At 70.7% G+C, this 17,339-nt stretch carries 15 protein-coding genes; 7 read left to right on the plus strand and 8 right to left on the minus strand.

Features of this window, described 5'->3' with window-relative positions; genetic code table 11:
• On the plus strand, positions 1 to 2,041 hold a 2,041-nt coding region (locus tag VF139_07805), incomplete at its 5' end, for a molybdopterin cofactor-binding domain-containing protein (GenBank protein ID HEX6851300.1).
• A complete protein-coding gene (locus tag VF139_07810) occupies positions 2,038 to 3,078 on the plus strand; it encodes an FAD binding domain-containing protein (protein HEX6851301.1) in 1,041 nt (346 codons plus the stop codon). The genes VF139_07805 and VF139_07810, both read left to right, overlap by 4 nt.
• Before the next feature lie 12 nt (positions 3,079 to 3,090).
• Here VF139_07810 and VF139_07815 read toward each other — a convergent pair whose 3' ends face one another.
• Genes VF139_07815 through VF139_07830 form a run of 4 tightly spaced genes read right to left on the minus strand, consistent with a single transcriptional unit; the run spans position 3,091 to position 5,574 of the window.
• Positions 3,091 to 3,567: a hypothetical protein gene (locus tag VF139_07815; protein ID HEX6851302.1), complete on the minus strand. Its 477-nt coding sequence runs from the start codon at positions 3,565 to 3,567 to the stop codon at positions 3,091 to 3,093.
• A complete protein-coding gene (locus tag VF139_07820; protein ID HEX6851303.1) occupies positions 3,564 to 4,415 on the minus strand; it encodes a DUF3788 family protein in 852 nt (283 codons plus the stop codon). The genes VF139_07815 and VF139_07820 overlap by 4 nt, the downstream gene beginning before the upstream one ends.
• Before the next feature lie 5 nt (positions 4,416 to 4,420).
• The gene (locus tag VF139_07825; GenBank protein ID HEX6851304.1) at positions 4,421 to 5,179 is read right to left on the minus strand and encodes a metallophosphoesterase; all 759 of its coding nucleotides are present in this window, start codon (positions 5,177 to 5,179) and stop codon (positions 4,421 to 4,423) included.
• 5 nt (positions 5,180 to 5,184) lie between these two features.
• Positions 5,185 to 5,574 carry an STAS/SEC14 domain-containing protein gene (locus VF139_07830; GenBank protein HEX6851305.1) on the minus strand — a complete coding sequence of 130 codons (390 nt, stop codon included), beginning with the start codon at positions 5,572 to 5,574 and terminating at the stop codon, positions 5,185 to 5,187.
• A 159-nt stretch (positions 5,575 to 5,733) separates the two neighbouring features.
• On the opposite strand from VF139_07830, the gene VF139_07835 reads away from it, so the two are divergent.
• Both VF139_07835 and VF139_07840 read left to right on the plus strand, forming a co-directional pair.
• Positions 5,734 to 6,966 carry a phosphatase PAP2 family protein gene (locus tag VF139_07835; GenBank protein HEX6851306.1) on the plus strand — a complete coding sequence of 411 codons (1,233 nt, stop codon included), beginning with the start codon at positions 5,734 to 5,736 and terminating at the stop codon, positions 6,964 to 6,966.
• Between the two features lie 50 nt (positions 6,967 to 7,016).
• Positions 7,017 to 9,248, plus strand: coding sequence for a transglycosylase domain-containing protein (locus tag VF139_07840; GenBank protein HEX6851307.1), 2,232 nt, complete (start codon positions 7,017 to 7,019; stop codon positions 9,246 to 9,248).
• 4 nt (positions 9,249 to 9,252) lie between these two features.
• Here the strand turns inward: VF139_07840 and VF139_07845 are convergent, their stop codons facing one another.
• The gene (locus VF139_07845) at positions 9,253 to 10,434 is read right to left on the minus strand and encodes a hypothetical protein (GenBank protein ID HEX6851308.1); all 1,182 of its coding nucleotides are present in this window, start codon (positions 10,432 to 10,434) and stop codon (positions 9,253 to 9,255) included.
• Positions 10,435 to 10,465: 31 nt separating this feature from the next.
• On the opposite strand from VF139_07845, the gene VF139_07850 reads away from it, so the two are divergent.
• Positions 10,466 to 11,353: a polysaccharide deacetylase family protein gene (locus tag VF139_07850; protein HEX6851309.1), complete on the plus strand. Its 888-nt coding sequence runs from the start codon at positions 10,466 to 10,468 to the stop codon at positions 11,351 to 11,353.
• A 3-nt stretch (positions 11,354 to 11,356) separates the two neighbouring features.
• Here VF139_07850 and VF139_07855 read toward each other — a convergent pair whose 3' ends face one another.
• The 3 genes from VF139_07855 to VF139_07865 all read right to left on the minus strand — a co-directional run bounded on the left by VF139_07855 (position 11,357) and on the right by VF139_07865 (position 12,771).
• Complete coding sequence (locus tag VF139_07855) at positions 11,357 to 11,743, minus strand: VOC family protein (GenBank protein ID HEX6851310.1); 387 nt, start codon at positions 11,741 to 11,743, stop codon at positions 11,357 to 11,359.
• A gap of 7 nt (positions 11,744 to 11,750) precedes the next feature.
• A complete protein-coding gene (locus VF139_07860) occupies positions 11,751 to 12,413 on the minus strand; it encodes a DUF2959 domain-containing protein (protein ID HEX6851311.1) in 663 nt (220 codons plus the stop codon).
• Between the two features lie 169 nt (positions 12,414 to 12,582).
• A complete protein-coding gene (locus VF139_07865; GenBank protein ID HEX6851312.1) occupies positions 12,583 to 12,771 on the minus strand; it encodes a hypothetical protein in 189 nt (62 codons plus the stop codon).
• Between the two features lie 152 nt (positions 12,772 to 12,923).
• Between VF139_07865 and VF139_07870 the strand changes: the two genes are divergently transcribed.
• The gene (locus tag VF139_07870; GenBank protein ID HEX6851313.1) at positions 12,924 to 15,002 is read left to right on the plus strand and encodes a VWA domain-containing protein; all 2,079 of its coding nucleotides are present in this window, start codon (positions 12,924 to 12,926) and stop codon (positions 15,000 to 15,002) included.
• 14 nt (positions 15,003 to 15,016) lie between these two features.
• Positions 15,017 to 17,272 (plus strand): CocE/NonD family hydrolase, encoded by a 2,256-nt coding sequence (locus tag VF139_07875; GenBank protein HEX6851314.1) that lies wholly within the window; start codon positions 15,017 to 15,019, stop codon positions 17,270 to 17,272.
• Positions 17,273 to 17,339: the final 67 nt, after the last annotated feature.

Consider the following 17,339-nt stretch of genomic DNA (forward strand, 5'->3'; position numbering starts at 1 on the left):
GAACCCCGAGCCGCGCATCCACGAATACGGCGAAGAGGGGAACGTCCACAAGCGCGTCCACTTCAAGTTCGGCGACCTCGACGGCGGGTTCGCCGAGGCCGACCGCGTCTTCGAGGACGTCTTTTTCTTCCAGGGGAACACCCACCTGCCGCTGGAGCAGCACGCCTCCATCGCCGCGGTCGATCCCGACGGCAAGCTCACGATCTGGTCCTCGACGCAGGTCCCCCACTACCTGCACCGCGCCCTCGCGCGCGCGCTGGAGCTTCCCGCCGCCCACATCCGCGTGATCGCCTGCCCCAACGGCGGCGGCTTCGGCGGCAAGACCGACCCGTTCAACCACGAGATCGTGGTCGCGAAGGCGGCGAGGATCCTCGGCCGGCCGGTGAAGGTCGCGTTGACCCGCGAGGAGGTCTTCTACTGCCACCGCGGCCGCCACCCCGTGCTCATGAAGTTCAGGACCGGGGTCAGGAACGACGGCTCGATCACCGCGATGTCGCTGAAGACCCTGATCGACGGCGGCGCGTACGGCTCGTACGGCGTCGCCTCGACCTTCTATACCGGCGCCCTGCAGACCGTCACCTACCGGATCCCGAAGTACCGCTTCGAGGCCTGCCGGATGTTCACGAACAAGCCGCCGTGCGGCCCCAAGCGCGGGCACGGGACCCCGCAGCCCCGCTTCGGCCAGGAGGTCCAGCTCGACAAGATCGCCGAGGCGCTTGCCCTCGACCCCGCGGAGCTGCGCCTGCGCATCGTCGAGAAGGACGGGACGACCACCGCGAACTGGATGTACGTGAACACGATCGGCCTCGCGGAGTGCATCCGCTCGGTCGTGCGCCGGTCGGACTGGACGAGCCGCTTCCGCAAGCTCCCGCACGGGAAGGGGCTCGGCCTGGCGTGCTCGTCGTATCTCTCGGGCGCGGGCCTTCCGATCTACTGGAACAAGCTCCCGCACTCCGGGGTGCAGCTCAAGCTCGATCGTTCGGGGGGCGTGACCGTCTTCTGCGGCGCGACGGAGGTCGGCCAGGGCTCCGACGACGTGCTCGTGAACTGCGTCGCGGAGGTCCTCGGGATCCACCCCTTCGACATCCGCCAGATCACCGGCGACACCGACCTCACCCCGGTCGACCTCGGGTCGTACTCCTCGCGCGTCACCCTGATGATGGGGAACGCCGCGATCCAGGCCGCCGAGCGCGCGAGAGACCTGCTCGCCGAAGCGGCCGCCGAGAAGCTCGGCGTCCCGAAGAGCAAGCTCGTCTTCGCCGAGCGCCGCGTCTTCGACTCCGAGAACCCCGACAAGGGCGTGACCTTCCAGGAAGCGGTGATCCTCGCCGAGGCGAAGTTCGGAACGCTGGGAACGACCGGCTCGTACACCCCGCCGCGCGCCCCCGGGAAATACAAGGGCGGCGGCGTCGGCCCCTCGCCGACCTACAGCTACACCGCCTGCGTCGTCGAGGTGGACGTCGATCCCGTGACCGGCTGGGTCCACGTCCCCAAGGTCTGGATCGCCCACGACATCGGACGCGCGCTGAACCCCGTGCTCGCGCGCGGCCAGGTCGAGGGGTCGGTCTACATGGGGCTGGGCGAGGCGCTGATGGAGGAGCAGACCTTCCGCCGCCTGCCGCCGAAGCTCTCCCACGCCCTCGTGCACAAGTTCCCCTCGATGCTCGAGTACAAGAGCCTCACGTCGCTCGACATGCCCGAGGTCGATACCGAGCTGATCGAGATCCCCGACCCGCGCGGCCCCTTCGGCGCGAAGGAGGTCGGCCAGGGGCCGCTCCTTCCGATCATGCCGGCGGTCGCGAACGCGGTGTACGACGCCGTCGGCGTGCGGATCGACGAGGTGCCGATCACGCCGGAGAAGATCCTCAAGGCCCTCGACGACAAGGCCAAGGGCCGCCCGGCGCGTTACGGACCGGACGCCTTCCCCGACATCCAGTACCCCGAGGCGATGGACGTCCCGACGCCCTGGGACGGCGGCGACGGCGACGCGATCAACGACCCCGAGCGGAAGAAGTCCGCGAAGCTGGCGGCCAAGCCATGATGCGACTCCCCCGATTCCGCTACGTCGCGCCGCACACGATCGACGAGGCGGCGGCGATCCTCGCGGGGCACGCCCCCGGCGAAGCGATGCTCCTCGCGGGAGGCACCGATCTCCTGCCGAACATGAAGCGCCGCCAGCAGACTCCCAAGACGGTCGTCGCGCTGCGCAACGTCGCCGCGCTCCGGACCGTCGTGAACGGGAAGGGACTCACAATCGGCTCGGGGGTCACCCTCACCGACCTCGCCGACGACGCGCGGATCCAGAGGCACTACACCGGGCTCTACCAGGCCGCGAGCCAGGTGGCCACACCGCACATCCAGAACATGGCGACGATCGGCGGCAACCTGTGCCTGGACACCCGCTGCAACTACTACGACCAGAACTACGAGTGGCGGCAGGCGATCGGCTTCTGCATGAAGAAGGAAGGGGACACGTGCTGGGTCGCGCCGGGGAGCGAGCGTTGCCTCGCCGTCTCCTCGACCGACACCGCCCCGATGCTGATGGCCCTCGGCGCGAAGGTGAAGCTCGTCTCGAAGTCCGAGGGTGAACGGGTCGTCGCGCTCAACGACCTCTACCGCAACGACGGGATCCACTACCTCACCCGCCGCCCCGACGAGATCCTGACGCAGGTCCTGCTCGACGACGCCACGGGATGGAAAAGCGTCTACTGGAAGCTCCGCCGCCGCGGGTCGTTCGACTTCCCGGTACTCTCCGTCGCCGCGGCCGTGAAGCTCGCGAAGGACGGGACCGTCGAGGCCGCGCGCCTCGTGCTGGGCGCCGTGGCGTCCCGCCCGCTCGACTGCCCCGAGGCCGCCGCGTCGCTCGTCGGGAAGCAACTCGACGACGGCGTCCTCGCGGCCGCGGCCGACCGTGCGTTCCCCCTCGCGAAGCCGATGGACAACACCGACTTCGTGCTCCACTGGCGCAAACGCGTCTCCAAGGAGTTCGTCACCTACGCGCTGCGCGAGCTGCGCGGGGACGACATGAGGGAGACGCGGAGGAAGATCGGGAGGCAGGATCTGCTGGTGATCGGGTAGGGCTCGCTCCGGTCAGCGCCCGCACCTCAACCCGTACTCCCGCACCACCATCGCCGCGGTCTCCTTCGGTCCGATCGCGGTGATCCGGGCCTCCTGGTTCTCGCCCGTGTGCTCCCCGGCGTTCGCGTCGTCCCACACGAGCAGCGTCACCGCGAGGACCGTCTCGGCGTCCGCGGCCAGCCAGTAGGCCGTTCGCCCCTCGAACGGCCGCGCCGGACCCTGCATCGAGTCCGCACCGCGATACCACTTCCCGGCGCTCCCGCCGGAACAGGCACGCCAGCCCGACTCGCGCAGGTGACGCTCGTAGAAGGCGGGAACGGCCTCTCGCTCCCCCCGGGCGACGAACGAGAAGCGCAGGACCGGCGTGCCTCCCGCCGACGTCGTGGCCCTTTCGACCGACTGCGCTCCGTCGGGAACGGGAAGCGCGGCGAGGACGGAAGCGGCGTCGGCCCGAAGGAGGACGGTCGCCACGAAGCAGAGCTCGATCATCCCGTCTTCCCCCACCCCGGCAGTGCGGCCGCCTGCCGGATCCATTCGGCCAGTTTCGCCTCGTCGAAGTCATCCTTGTGGATGTCGATCCATCGCGCGTCTCTGGCCTTGCCTCCTGACGGAGGGGGACGCAGCGAGGTGCCCTGGAAGAACGTCACCTTCACGTAGTTCGTGAAGGTATGGAAGCTCAGGAACCATCCCTGCCCCTCGATTCCGTAGAAGGGGGAGTTCCACTTGACCGCCTTGCGCACGCCGGGGACCGTACGCTCGACGAGTGCGTCGAGGCGGCGCCCGACGTCGCGTTTCCAGCCCGGCATGGCTCGGATATAGGCCTGCACGGGCGCGTCGCCGTCGGCCTTCGCGATCTGGGGGTTGCCGCCCGCAAGGAGCTTCGGTTTGGATCCGCGCGCCATCCGTCCTGCCGGCACTCCAGGCTCCACCTTGATCCGCGCGAGCGCCGCGAGCCCGGGAATCCGGTCGCGCTTGGACACCTCGATCCGCACGCCTCGTCCCTCGACGTACCGCGGCGCCGCGTCGATCGCGTCGAGGAGGGACTTGGGCAGTTTCGCAGCTCGCGCCGCGGCGACCGCTTTCTCGCCGAGCGCGAACGAGACGAGGAACCGACCCGACTGCGGGGTCATGTAGAGGATCACGCGATCGCCGTGGCGCAGGCGAACCCCCCAGCCGGCTTTATTGGAGGTGAAGCCCCAGACCGTGGCGAGCGGACGAGTCTGTTTCTCGACCGCAGAGATCAGGCCGGTCCACACGGCGTAGCTCTTCCCGAGGACCTCGCGGAGGTCCCGATCCGTCGGCTCGTGGGACTTGTCGTCGAACGCGCTGAGCGCCATCTGCGTCACCCCCTCCCCTTCGGCATGAGGTGCCGCGCGCTCTGGAACAGCGCCCGATCCGGGAGCCGGATCGCCGTGAGCACCCCCTGCGAAATCGTGTCGATGCCGATCGTCCGGCCGACGATCGACGGAAGCGGCCACCCCGAGTCGTCCAGGACGTAGTTGTTGTGGTGACCGTAGACGACGACGTCGTCGCCGTCGTACTCGTGGGGGAACTCCCTCGCGCCCCAGAGGAACGCTTCGCGATCCTGCCCTTCACAGCCCCGGACGGCCGGGTCGAGCCCTCCGTGGGCGAAGATCCCGTCGTCCGTCTTCCGGAAGACCTGAAGGCCTTCGAAGAACTCGACGTGGTCCGCGGGGAGGAGGTCGAAGAAGGCTCCGTAGGGCAGCTCGCATTCCCCGCCGAAGAGTGCGTGGCCGGCCTGGAGCGCGGCCTCGCGGAGGAGATCCGCCGCTTCGGTCGAGTAGCTGCGGATCGTGTCCAGTCCTTCCATGCCCAGAAGCCACGAATGGCGGCGAGGGTCCCGGAGAGTCTCGAGGAACCACTCTTCGTGATTCCCCATCAGGCACACGACCTCGGCGTCGGATTCGCGCCGGAACCGGAGGATCGCGTCGATGCAGCCCTTCGAGTCCGGGCCGCGGTCGATGTAGTCGCCGAGAAAGACGACGGTGTCGGCGGGACGCGCTTCACGACGGAGGTGCTCGAGCACCTCCACGAGGGCCGGGAGGTTTCCGTGAACGTCGCCGATGGCGTGGGTGGCCATTCGGCTCAGCGATCCGCGACGCCCAGCCACCGCAGCGCCTCCTCCGGGTCGTCGAACGCCTTGACGTTCATGCCTCGGTTGACGGCCACGGTCTCCCCGAACCGCTCGGGATCGAGCACCGGCGGTTTCAGGACGTAGGCGAATCGCGTGGCGCGGGCCACGCCACGATGCACGTATGCCGCGACCGTCTGCGCCGCGAACTCGCTGTACAGGAATCGCTCGATCGTCTCGGGGTTGCCGAGGATCTCCCGGCCGTCGAGGACGACCTTTCCCGTTCCGTGATCGGCCACGGCCTCGACCATCTGCACGAACGCGCGCTTGGCCTTCTCCAGGGTGAACTTCCCCGTGGCCACGACTTCGAGGATGCCCCCTTCCGCCCGAATTTCGAGGTTCATGCTCTTCCCGTCACCCGCGCCGCGATTCTCGCCTCTTCTGCCGGGGTCACGCCGGCGAATCCTACGCCCTTCGTCCTAGCATTGGCGCCCGCACCTCCTCCCCCGCGTATCCCCGGTGACTCTCGCCGACGATTGCGCAGCAACAGGAAGGAGAAGCCGATGGAACGACGAGCCCCCCGATTTTCTGCCGGTGTATTCGCGGTCGCCCTCGCGGCGCTGACCCCCGCATTCGCGGGCGCGACCTCCTCCAACGAGGCCGTCCGCTGGAACGCGGTCGCGTCCGACGTGCTCGCCGCGGCGCAGACCGACCCCCTCACCGAGTCCAGGATCCTCGCGATCCTGCACCTCGCGATCCACGATGCGGTGAACGCCGTCGAGCCGCGCTACGCGGCCTACCGCTTCGCGGCCCACGTCTCCGGCGCCTCCGCCGACGCCGCCGCGGCGGGAGCGGCGCACGCCGTCCTCGTCGCGCTCGTCCCGAACGGCAAGGCCCAATTCGACGTCGAGCTCGAGTACCTCCTCGCCCACCTCCCCGACGACCGCGCGGCGGCGAAGGGGCTCGAGGTCGGCCGCAAGGCCGCGGCCGCGATCCTCGCCGCGCGCCGGAACGACGGCGCCGACCGTCCCGTCGTCCGCGAGGCCGGGACCAGGCCCGGCGAGTACCGCCCGACGCCCCCGGACTTCACCCCCGCCGCGTTCGCGCAGTGGGGAAGCGTGACCCCGTTCGCGGTCCCCTCGCTCGACGCGTTCCGCCCGGCTCCGCCTCCCGCGGTCGGGAGCGCGGTCGCGCTCGCCGATCTCCGTGAAGTGAAGGACGTCGGCGCGCTGAAGGGGTCCTCGCGCGTCGCCGAGGAGAGCGAGATCGCGAAGTACTGGTACGAGAACTCGACGCAGGGCTGGACCCGGATCGCCCGCGTGATCGCGACCGATCGCGGGATGGACCTCCACGACGGCGCCCGCCTTCTCGCCGCCGTCAACGTCGCGATGGCGGACGGGTTCATCGCCGGCTTCGAGGCGAAGTACCGCTTCTATTACTGGCGGCCGGCGACGGCCATCCGCGAGTCGGGGGATCCGACCTGGGAGAGCTTCCTCTGGACCCCTCCCGTGCCGGACTACCCCTCGACCCACACCGTGCTGGGCGCTTCCGCGGCCGCCGCGATGCGCGGCGTCCTCGGGACCGACGCCGTCACGTTCTCCATGACCAGCGGCGCGCCGTACGCCGGGCTCGTCCGCGAGTTCCGCTCGCTCGCCGAGGCGGCGCGCGAGAACGGCCGCTCGCGGGTGCTCGCCGGCCTCCACTTCACCAGCGCCGTCGAGGCCGGGTACGCGCAGGGCGACCGCATCGGGACCCACGTCGCGGCGAACCTGCTGCGCCCCCTGCCGTCCCGCTGATCGGGGACTTCCGTTCGCGTCCGGAGGGCGGTCGTGCGACGATTCCGATCGTGCGCACGACCGCCCTTCTGCTTTCGCTCGCCCTCGCCTCTCCCGCCCTCGCCGCGCCGCTCGAGTCGACGCTCGGGCGGAACGAGACGCGGATCCTCTCCGCCCCCTTCGCGGTGGTTCCGGGGAAGTCGGTCCAGGACCTGAAGCTCGACGAACGCCTCGAGCGCCTGGGGTACACGCGCGTCCGGAACCGTCCCGACCGCCCCGGCGAGTATTTCCACGGCACCGACGTCTACTGGTTCTACCGGCGGCCCTGTCACGCGAACGGATCCGACCAGCCGGCGGCCCTGATCGGGCTCGACCTCGGCAAGAACGGCGCGATCGGGGGGCTGCGGTCCAACGGGCGAAGCCGTTCGTTCGAAGAAGGCGACGTCTGGCTCGAGCCCGAGATCCTCGCCGAATCCCTCGACGGCAAGCGCGCCGATCGCGTGAGGGTCGAGCTCGACCGGCTCCCCGAGAAGGTCTGGCGTCCGGTCCTCGCCGCCGAGGACGCCCGGTTCTTCGAGCACGGCGGGGTGGACCCGCGTTCGATCGCCCGCGCCGCCCTGAAGAACCTGCGGAAAGGGAAGGTCGCCGAGGGCGGGAGCACGATCACCCAGCAGCTCGTGAAGAACCGCGACCTCACCCCCGAGCGCACCCTGGGCCGCAAGGCGTCGGAGGCGATGCGCGCCCTCAGCCTCGAGGCCGAATACGACAAGAAGGAGATCCTCCAGGCCTACCTGAACACGATCTACTTCGGGCACGTCGACGCGATCGCGATCTACGGCTTCGGGACCGCGGCGCGCGCGTACTTCGGGAAGGACGCCGCCAAGCTCACCCTCGCCGAGTCCGCCGCGCTCGCCGCGATGATCCAGGGGCCGAACCGCCTCTCCCCGCTCAAGGACGAGAAGGCGCTGCGCAACCGGCGCGACTGGGTTCTCTCGCGGATGGAGGAGCTGGGCTGGGCGACGGGGGCCGAGGTCGCGATCGCGAAGGCCTCCGGGGTCGCGGAGAAGCCGACGAAACCCAAGGTCACCTCGCCGGGCCATCTCCTGTCGTGGCTGGGAACCGACGGCAAGCGCCTCGAGCAGGAGCGCGTCGAGGAGGGGAAGGGGTTCCTCGTCGAGACGACCGTCGATCCGGTCCTCCAGGAGGCGGCGGAAGGGGTCGTCGCCTCCCACCTCGACACCCTGCGCCGGCTCTACCCGCGTTTGAAGGGGGCGAAGCTCTCCTCCGCTCTCGTGGCCCTCGACGCCCGCACGGGAGCCGTCCTGGCGTACGTCGGCGGCGATCCCGACGACCGCGCGGGCTCGTTCGATCGCGCGCGCCTGGCCAAGCGCCAGCCGGGATCGGTCGTGAAGCCGTTCGTCGCCCTCGAGGCGCTCGACACCTGCGACGGGAAGACCCCGCTCACGGCCTCCAGCCGCATCCTCGACGAGCCGCTGACGATCGACCTTCCCAAGGGTCCGTGGGAGCCGAAGAACTTCGACGAGGAGTTCCGCGGGCCGGTGCTGCTCCGCGAGGCCCTCGCGGAGTCGCGCAACGTTCCGGCGGTGCGCATCGCGCGGCACTGCGGGTTCGATCGCGTGGCGGCGACCTTCCGCGAGGCCGGGCTCGATCTCCCCGCCTCCCCCCCGCCCTCGTTCGTCCTCGGCGCGATCGAGACCTCGCCGCTCGCGGTGGCGCGCGCCTACACCGTTCTCGCGACCCCGGGAAAGCGGCTCGAGCCTTACGCGTGGACGTACATGGAGACGCCGGGAGGGCGCTCGCTCGCGACGAAGAAGGCGGCGGCCCTCAAGGTCGCCGATCCGTCGTCGGCCTACCTCGTGCGCGACCTCCTGCGCAGCGCGGTCGAGGAGGGGACGGCGACTTCGGGGGCGCTCGAGGGGGTCGAGGTCGCCGCCAAGACGGGCACCTCTTCGGAGCTTCGCGACGCGTGGTTCGCCGGGGTCGCCGGATCCGTCGTGACCGTCGTCTGGGTCGGACTCGACGACGCCGGCAAGCTCGGTCTCACCGGCGCCGCCGCCGCAGGTCCCGTGTGGCACGACTTCATGGCCAAGGCGGTCCCCGCGCGCGCCGACCACGCCCTCGAGCGTCCCCGGGACGTGGTCGAGATGTGGGTGCAGGAGCGCACCGGGCTGCTCGTGCGCGAGGGGCGCCTCGGAGCGAGGGCGGAGCTCTACCGCAAGGGGACGCTGCCGCCGAAAAAGCGCTGGTGGAAGATCGACACGCCGATGGAGCCGATCGAGTAGGCGCTCACTCCCTCCACCGGTGCCGCTGGGCCTCCGGTGGGATCGTCCCGACGGAGAGGAACGCGCGGATCAGCGCCGCGTACGCTCCCGACTTCTTCATCCGCGCGAACATGTGGTCGTCGTCCGCGACGAACAATCGGCCGAACGGGTAACGCGCCGCCAGCGCGATCGACGTGCGCCAGTCGACGGTGTGGTCGGCGTGCGCGGCGACGACGAGAACCTCGGTGTCGAGACGGTGCGCCGGCCGCGAGTCGAAGCTCGGCGCCTCGATGGTCCCGGCGTCGAGCAGGTCGAGGAGCGGCTTCGCCGCACCCACGTGAACCTCGAGGTCGGGATGAACGCCCGGCCCGCGCAGCCGCTCGCGCTCCCCCGCCGGAACGGCGAACTCGTATTCCCGGACGCGGATCGCGATCCCGCGCGGGGAGTCCATCCGCTCGCGGATCGCGTCGACCTGGTACTCCTTGCGCAGCGCCGCGAGCTTCGAGTCGTCCCCGGCCTCGAGGACGCCGATCAGGGCGCTCCGCTCGGCGGCGAGGCGGTCGAGCGGGACGAAGAAGTTCTGGCGCTGGAGGAGCGCCATCGCCGTGTCGCGCAGCGCGGGGCGGCCCGCGAGGGCGCGGGTCAGCCGGTCCCGGTCGGCGGGAGCGAGCTCCGCCCAGAAGCGGTCCGTCGCGAGTCCCAGCGAGCCGACGCCCCACGGCTCGACCGTCGCCGAGGTGAACGCCCGCGTCACGTGCCGGCCGTGGCGCGCGAGGTACTGGTGCGCGAGGAGCGCGCCCCCGGAAGTCCCGAAGACGCCGACCTTCCCCTCGGGGCCCACGACCGCACGGCGCACGGCGTCCAGGTCCTCGACCCACTGCTCGGCGCGGAAGATCGTCCACGCCCTCGCCCAGTCCACCGAGCCGTCCGGACGCACGGCGCCCTGCTGGAACGCCTCGGTCGCCCCGCGCCCGTAGATCCCGACGACGTTGAACCCCGGGCCGAAGAACTCCTCCTGGATCGCCGCCACCCGACCCGGCGCGACGCGGAACTGCTGGCCGTCGGTGACGAACAGGACCGTGGGTTTCGCGGGGTCGTAGGGGGCGCCGAGCTCATACCCCAGATCCGCCTTCGCGGAGGCGGGGTCGGAGTGGTCGATCGGCACGGCCACGGCCGCGGCAAGGGCGAGAACCGTCGAGGCGAACATGCTCCCTCCTACGCTCGGGTATCCTCCCCGGATGACGATCGTACCGATCCTGCTCGGCGCCCTCTCGGTCGCCGTGACCTTCGACGACCTCCCCTGCAACCCTGCCGAGGGGGCGACGGTGGAACGCCAGAACTCCATCAACGGCGCCATCGTCGCGACGCTGAAGGAACGCTCCATCCCCGCCGTCGGGTTCGTGAACGAGTCCCGCCTGACCGACCGCGCGGTGCTCGCCTTGTGGCTCGATGCCGGGCTCGACCTGGGGAACCACACCTTCTCCCACCCGGACCTCCATCAGGTCGGCGCGGCGAAGTTCCTGGAGGACGTCGTCCTCGGCGACCGCGTCACCCGCGAGATGCTCGAGGCGCGCGGCCGGTCGATCCGTTGGTTCAGGCATCCCTTCCTTCACACCGGCCTCGACCTGGACACCAAGGGGCTCGTCGAGACCTTTCTCGCGGCTCGCGGGCTGAAGGTGGCGCCGGTGACGATCGACAACTCGGAGTGGATCTTCGCGCGCGCCTACCTCAGGGCCGACGAGGCGAAAGACGCCGCCGCGCGCGGGAAGATCGCCGACGCCTACGTCGCGTACATGGAGGCGAAGACCGACTACTGCGAGCGGCAGGCGCGGGCGCTGTTCGGCCGCGACATCCCGCAGGTGCTCCTCGTGCACGCCAACCGGCTCAACGCCGACCACTTCGGGCGCATCGCGTCGATGCTCGCGGCCCGCGGGTACACCTTCGTGTCGCTCGAGGCGGCGACCGCCGACGCGGCCTACGCGTCGAGGGACACCTACGTCGGCCGCGGCGGGATCACGTGGCTCCACCGCTGGGCGCTCGGCTCGGGGCGAACGGACGCCGTCGTGCCGAACGAGCCCGAGACCCCGGCGTGGATCCTGAAGGCGGCCGGCCTCGACGCCGAGTGAGGCTCAGCCCTTCTGGAACAGGGCGCAGACCGCCCCGGCGGGGTCCTGGATCACGCAGTAGCGACCCTGCGGCCCCATCGCTCCCGGCGGGCGGAGGATCTTCCCGCCCTTGGCGACCGCGCGCGACGCGGCCTTCGCGGCGTCGTCGACCGTGATGTAGACGAGCCACTGGGCGGGGAGCCCCGCGTTCGTGCCGCGGGCATGGCAGATCCCCGCCACGGTCTGCCCCTCGCCGGGCTCGTTCATGCAGAAGTCCTCGTACTCCCCCATGTCCACGCCCGTGGACGTCCAGCCCACGACCTCGGCGTAGAAGTCCCGGATCGCCGCGGCGTCCGGGACGGTCAGGTCGCACCAGGGAATGATGCCGATCTTCGACGCGGCGTCGCTCATGGGCCCCTCACGACGGCTGCTTGGCCATCTCCTCGATGAACTTCGAGGCCTCGGCGATCGAGGCCTCCATGTCCCGGACGAGACCGTCCACGTCGCCCTGCAACGAGCGCGCGGTTCCCTGGAGGGAGCCCAGGGCGCGGGCGTTGAGGTTGTGCTTCAGGAACAGCACCTGATCGTTCAGCTTGCGCAGGACCGGGTCCATGCGCGTCGCCGCCTTCTCCATGACCGCGACGACCTGGCCGTAGCGGCGCTGCGTCTCGCGCAGCTCGCGCTGGCTCTCCGCCCTGAGGTTGGCGTCGGTGAACTGCCCGAGCTCGGTCTCCCACTCCTTGAACAGCGACGTCGCGACGTTTCTCACCGCGCGGATCTTGTCGTTCACGTCGTCCGCTCGTTTTTTCGAGTCCTCGTATTCGCCGCGGAGCTTCTCGTATTTCGCCTCGAGCTCCCCGCCCCGGTAGCCGACGATCGACTGGAACTCCTGCAGCGCGTCGCGGAACTGCTGCTGCGCCTCCTGCTGCGCGTCGCGCGCCTTCTCGACGCGGCCGACGAGGACCTCGCGCTTCTCGACTCCGACCTTCTCGAGGGCCTTGTAATAGCTGTCGCGCGCCTTCTCGCACCCGGTCGCGAGGACGAGCGCCGCGACGCCCAGGATCGCCCAGAAACGAAGCATGGATGGACCTCCGGCGTGGAGGGCATGCTACAGGAGGTCGTCGAGGAGAAGAGAAGGCGGTGGAGGGGGCGTCCGGGGGGGAACCTCGCCCCCTCCACCGGGGCCTCGACGGGGGCCCCCCGTATTCGGGCGGTCGCCGGAGGGATGGCAACCGACCTGAACGTCGAAATTACCTCGAGCCGAGCTCGCCCACGGCGCCGGTGCCGTCGAGATTCTGGCCGCCGGCATCCACCGTGGACGGGGGCGAACCCCCTCCCGGCGTCGATTGCGGGTCGAGCAACGAGTCCGCGCCGGAGCATCCGGCCGCCAGGGTGAGGGCTCCGAGAACCACCGCCGCCAGCAACGTTTTTCTTCGCATCGCCGACCTCCCTCGCGTCTCGACGTTCAAGATGAGTCCCCCGGAATCGAAAACAAGACAGCCTTTCGTAAGCCGCACGGACAAGAAACGTCGTTGTCGGCTCCTGCGGCTACGTCGTTGAAACCGGAGCCGGTTCGCGGTATGAGCGGGGCATGTCCTCCGCTGGTCCGGCCCTCCTCGCGGTGCTGGCCGCGGCGGCGGCGCCCCCGGCCCTCCAGCCGGAGCGGCCCGTCGTCGAGCGCGTCGAGGTGCGCCGGATCCTCGTGACCGTGCGCCTCGACGCGAAGGGATCGGCCCCGCCGGACTCCTGCGACCGCTTGTCTGCGGAGGACCTCGAGGCGACGATCGCGGGGAAGCCCGTGAAGGTCGTCGCGGCCGATCGCGTGCCGCGGCCCAGGATGTACTGGCTCATCCTCGACACCAGCGGCAGCACCGCGGACCGCGGCCAGCGCAAACTCGCGAAGGAGGAGGCGGCGCGTTACGCCCGTGAGGTCCTCGTCCCGGGGCGCGATCGCGCCGCGGTTCTCACGATCGACGAGGACCTTCGCCTCGTGGAGCCTTCGAGCGACGACCCCGAAGCGATCGCCCGCGCCATCGAGGCGATCCCACCCGGAGCCCAAAGCCTCATCACCGACGCGCTCGACGAGGTGCTCGCACAGATCGCCGGCGATCGCCGCGAACACGTCGTCGTCTTCTGGACGGACGGCAAGGACGGCCTGAGCCTGCGGGCGATGCCCGCGCTGCGCCGACGCCTCGCGGCGGCTCCCAACGCGCGGATCTTCCCGGTCGTCGTCCAGGGAGACGCCGGAACCGGGTCGCGCCTCCCGCCGCAGCTGCTGTTCGAGCTCGCCGAAGCCACCGGCGGTCGCGTGTCGCTTTCGGCCGACCGTCGCTGGCTGGAGGTCCTCCGGAGCGCGGTAAAGCACCGATGGCGCGTCGCGGTGGAGGCGCCGGAGGGCACGCCGGAGCAGGCGCGCCCGAAGCTCCGTTCGAGGAACGCCTCCTGCGATCCCGCGATCGTCCCGGACGCGGACCCGCCGGGGGACCGATACGAAGGGCGCGCGCCCCCGGAGTGGGAGCGCGAGCACCGCCGCCAGCGCCGGCGCGACGACGACGCGAGCTGCCCGGCGGGGGACGGTGCATTCGGAACGGAAGGGGGCGTCGCCGGATGTGCGCTGGACGTCGTGCGGGAGCAGGGCATCCTCTACGCGCACGCAGCTCCGTACGAGGTCGAGACGCTCAGCCCGGCCCGTTTCGCGCTCCGTCGCTACTTCGTTCCCGCGTTCGATCCCGCGGATCTGGCCTCGGAACCGTGGACCCTCCTCGAGACGCTCGAGAGGTACCCGCTCGCCGAGACCGTGGACGACGACGGCGTCCCGCCAACCTCGCGGCACCCGCTGCTGGTGCACGCCCGGACCTTCTTCACGATCCAGGGAACGATCGCGCGCGCGCTCCGGGAGTCCCAGCCGGGCTGGCACGAGACGGCGCGGCGCCGGCTCGCCGCCGAAGCGGAGGCCGACGTCCCCGTCCTCGCCGAGGATCTTCAAGCGCAGGCGCCGTCCCTCTCCGCGGAGGACGCGCTCGCGGCCGCCGAGGCCTCGCCCTTCGGCCGCGCGGCGCGCGCCGCGATCGACAGCCCCAGCGACGCGGACCTGCGCAGGACGATCGGCGCCTGGCTCGGCGACATCTCGGCACGGGACCTCTTCGTGGGTTGGGAACGCGCGATGATCGATCGCCGGCTTCGCGGGGAGTCCGTCGCAGGTGCGTTCGAGTCGCGCTGGTCGGCGTTGCGACGGTGGTTCGCCCTTCCCGAGCACGCCCGCGCCATCGTCCCCCTGGTGCCGATGCGAGACCCGGCCCGCGACGTCGTCGGCTTCTGGAGGGTGTTCCTTCCGAGGGCGTACTGGATCTACGAGCGCCGCGAAGGCTCGCGGGGGGGGGACCCGATCCCTTACGACCACGTCCCGCCGCAGCCGCTGGGCTGGTGGCTGCTGGAATCGCTCCCCGTCGCACGGCCGGATCTGGCCGCGCAGCTTTCGGCCGGGAGCTGGAGCGTGGCCGAGCTCGACTACGCCCCCGCGGGACGGTTATGGAAGGAAGACCCGGCGCACCCCTACTCGAGCGCGGATGTCCTCCTGGTGCTCGCCTCCGGAGCCGACCGCCTGACGCTGCGGGCCCGCATCGACGAGGGGGCCCGTGGGCGCGCCCTCGTGACGCTCGACGCGGAGTGAGGCAGACTCCGCCGATGCGCCCCCGAGCCGCCTTCCTGTTCGTCCTCCTCGCCGTCGCCGACGCGCAGGCCGCGACGATCTCCGGGCGGGTCACGACCTCGGGAACCGGAGCCGCCGCCTCGGGACGGATCGTCTCCGCGACCCGAAGGTCGAGCGTCCCCCCGGGGGGGGCCGGAGCCTCCATCCCGGTCGAGGTGAACGCCACGACCGACGGGAACGGGAATTACGTCCTCTCCATCCCCGACGGCACTCCCGGGGCCGCGGAGATGCTCGTCTACACGCGCAGCACCCTCCACTTCAACGAGCTGTTCGGCGGCGTCGACTCCTCCGCGAACGTCCCGACCGTGGGCGACACCTCGAACCCGGCGGTCGTCGCGGTGGATGGAACGGGGACGGCGACGGGGATCGACTTCGTCCTCGACTCGAATCGTGCCGATGCGATGGTGACGATGCGCGACGGGGTCACCCGGCTCGCGACGACCTGGTGGCGACCGGCGCGGACGGGAACCTGGCCGACGATCGTCGTGCGCACGACCTACGACAAGGAGGGGCTGACCCCCGGGCAACCCGACTTCTGGATCCCCGCGGGGTACGCGATCGTCGCTCAGGACACGCGCGGGCGCTACGCGTCGGAAGGGATCTGGAAACCGTTCCGCGACGACGGCTGGGGCGCGAACCGGGACGGCTACGACACGATCGAGTGGGTCGCCGCGCAGCCCTGGTCCGACGGGCACGTCGGAACGTACGGCGGCTCGGCGCTCGGCATCGTCCAGTACATGGCCGCGGGCGCCGCGCCGCCGCACCTCGACGCGGCCTGGGTCCTCGTCGGCGCGCCGCAGGCCTACCACCACATGGTTTTCCAGGGCGGGAGCTACCGGAAGGAGCTCGTCGACAACTGGCTCGACGGGCAGGGCGGCTCGTCCATGAAGGACGAATACCGGCAACACCCCAACGACGACGCGTATTGGGCGGTGCAGGACCTGTTCACCCGACTCGACGTCGCGCGCACGCCGATCTACCACGTCGGGGGCTGGTACGACATCTTCGACGAAGGCACGGTGCGCGCGTTCTCGGTGCTGCAGGATCAGGCGGCCGCCGGCGCGCGCTGGAACCAGAAGCTGCGGATGGGGCCGTGGACGCACGGCACGATCGGGCTGAACGTCGCGGGGGACGCGACCTACCCCTTCAACGCCCTCGACGGCGACCCCCAGAACGCCGATCTCCTGCGGTGGTTCGACTTCTGGCTGAAGGGGAAGGACACCGGAATCCTCGACGAGCCGCCGGTCCGCGCCTACGCCATGGGACCGCAGGGGCTGCAGCAGACCGCGGTCGGGAACGTCTGGCGGACGTACGCCTCCTGGCCGCCGGCGGCGGCGCGCACGAAGTACTACCTGCAGCGCCGGGGCGGCCTCGCGACGACGCTCCCCGCGTCGAACGGCGGATCGGACGTCTTCACCTACGACCCGCTCGACCCGGTTCCCACCGTCGGCGGCCCCAACCTGACGATCCCCGCGGGCCCGTACGATCAGACCGCCGTCGAGGGGCGTGCCGACGTGCTCGTCTTCACCTCGGACCCGCTTTCCGCTCCGGTCGAGATCGCCGGAAACGTCCGCGCCCGGCTGTACGCGTCGTCCTCGGCGACCGACACCGACTGGACGGTGAAGCTGGTGGACGTGTACCCCGACGGGTCGGCGCTGTCGGTGACCGACGGCGTGTTGCGCGCGCGCCACCGGAACGGGTTCGAAGGCGAGGAGCTCATGACTCCCGGGACCGTCTACACGTTCGACGTGGATCTCTGGACGACGAGCCTCGTCTTCGGCGCGAACCATCGGATCCGGCTCGAGGTCTCCTCCTCGAACGACACGCGCTTCGATCCCAATCCGAACACCGGGCACCCGTTCCGCGCGGACACGCAGAAGCAGGCGGCGACGAACACCGTGTGGCACGACCCGACGCGCGCCTCCTACGTCGAGCTCCCCGTCGTCGACCCCTCCTCGGTATCCGGTTGCGCCACGCAGACGTCGGTCGGCGGGCTGCGCGTCGACCGCGCCGCGGGGACCGCGGTGACGTTGAGCTGGAACGCGGCGGGCCCCGACTCCTGCCTGGGCGAGTACCGGGTGTTCGGCTCGAACGACCCGACGTCGTGGGCGCGCTTCGCCCGGAACCCGCTCGCACGCACCGGAGCGACGACGGAGACGCTCGACGCGCCGTACGCCTATTACCTCGTGATCGCGGGGGGAACCAACGGCGCCAACGGGCCCAGGAATTAGGGACAGCAACCTTTCAGATGGGGACAGTCACCGTATTCGAAAATGGGGACAGTCCCTGTTTTCCCGG

Source organism: Candidatus Polarisedimenticolaceae bacterium (genome assembly GCA_036376135.1).
GTDB lineage: Bacteria > Acidobacteriota > Polarisedimenticolia > Polarisedimenticolales > DASRJG01 > DASVAW01.

Excerpts from the sequence above, each read along its gene's own strand:
- VF139_07810 (HEX6851301.1), top strand. The coding sequence starts at position 2,038 with ATGATGCGACTCCCCCGATTCCGCTACGTCGCGCCGCACACGATCGAC.
- VF139_07815 (HEX6851302.1), bottom strand. The coding sequence starts at position 3,567 with ATGATCGAGCTCTGCTTCGTGGCGACCGTCCTCCTTCGGGCCGACGCC.
- VF139_07820 (HEX6851303.1), bottom strand. The coding sequence starts at position 4,415 with ATGGCGCTCAGCGCGTTCGACGACAAGTCCCACGAGCCGACGGATCGG.
- VF139_07825 (HEX6851304.1), bottom strand. The coding sequence starts at position 5,179 with ATGGCCACCCACGCCATCGGCGACGTTCACGGAAACCTCCCGGCCCTC.
- VF139_07830 (HEX6851305.1), bottom strand. The coding sequence starts at position 5,574 with ATGAACCTCGAAATTCGGGCGGAAGGGGGCATCCTCGAAGTCGTGGCC.
- VF139_07835 (HEX6851306.1), top strand. The coding sequence starts at position 5,734 with ATGGAACGACGAGCCCCCCGATTTTCTGCCGGTGTATTCGCGGTCGCC.
- VF139_07845 (HEX6851308.1), bottom strand. The coding sequence starts at position 10,434 with ATGTTCGCCTCGACGGTTCTCGCCCTTGCCGCGGCCGTGGCCGTGCCG.
- VF139_07850 (HEX6851309.1), top strand. The coding sequence starts at position 10,466 with ATGACGATCGTACCGATCCTGCTCGGCGCCCTCTCGGTCGCCGTGACC.
- VF139_07855 (HEX6851310.1), bottom strand. The coding sequence starts at position 11,743 with ATGAGCGACGCCGCGTCGAAGATCGGCATCATTCCCTGGTGCGACCTG.
- VF139_07860 (HEX6851311.1), bottom strand. The coding sequence starts at position 12,413 with ATGCTTCGTTTCTGGGCGATCCTGGGCGTCGCGGCGCTCGTCCTCGCG.
- VF139_07865 (HEX6851312.1), bottom strand. The coding sequence starts at position 12,771 with ATGCGAAGAAAAACGTTGCTGGCGGCGGTGGTTCTCGGAGCCCTCACC.
- VF139_07870 (HEX6851313.1), top strand. The coding sequence starts at position 12,924 with ATGTCCTCCGCTGGTCCGGCCCTCCTCGCGGTGCTGGCCGCGGCGGCG.
- VF139_07875 (HEX6851314.1), top strand. The coding sequence starts at position 15,017 with ATGCGCCCCCGAGCCGCCTTCCTGTTCGTCCTCCTCGCCGTCGCCGAC.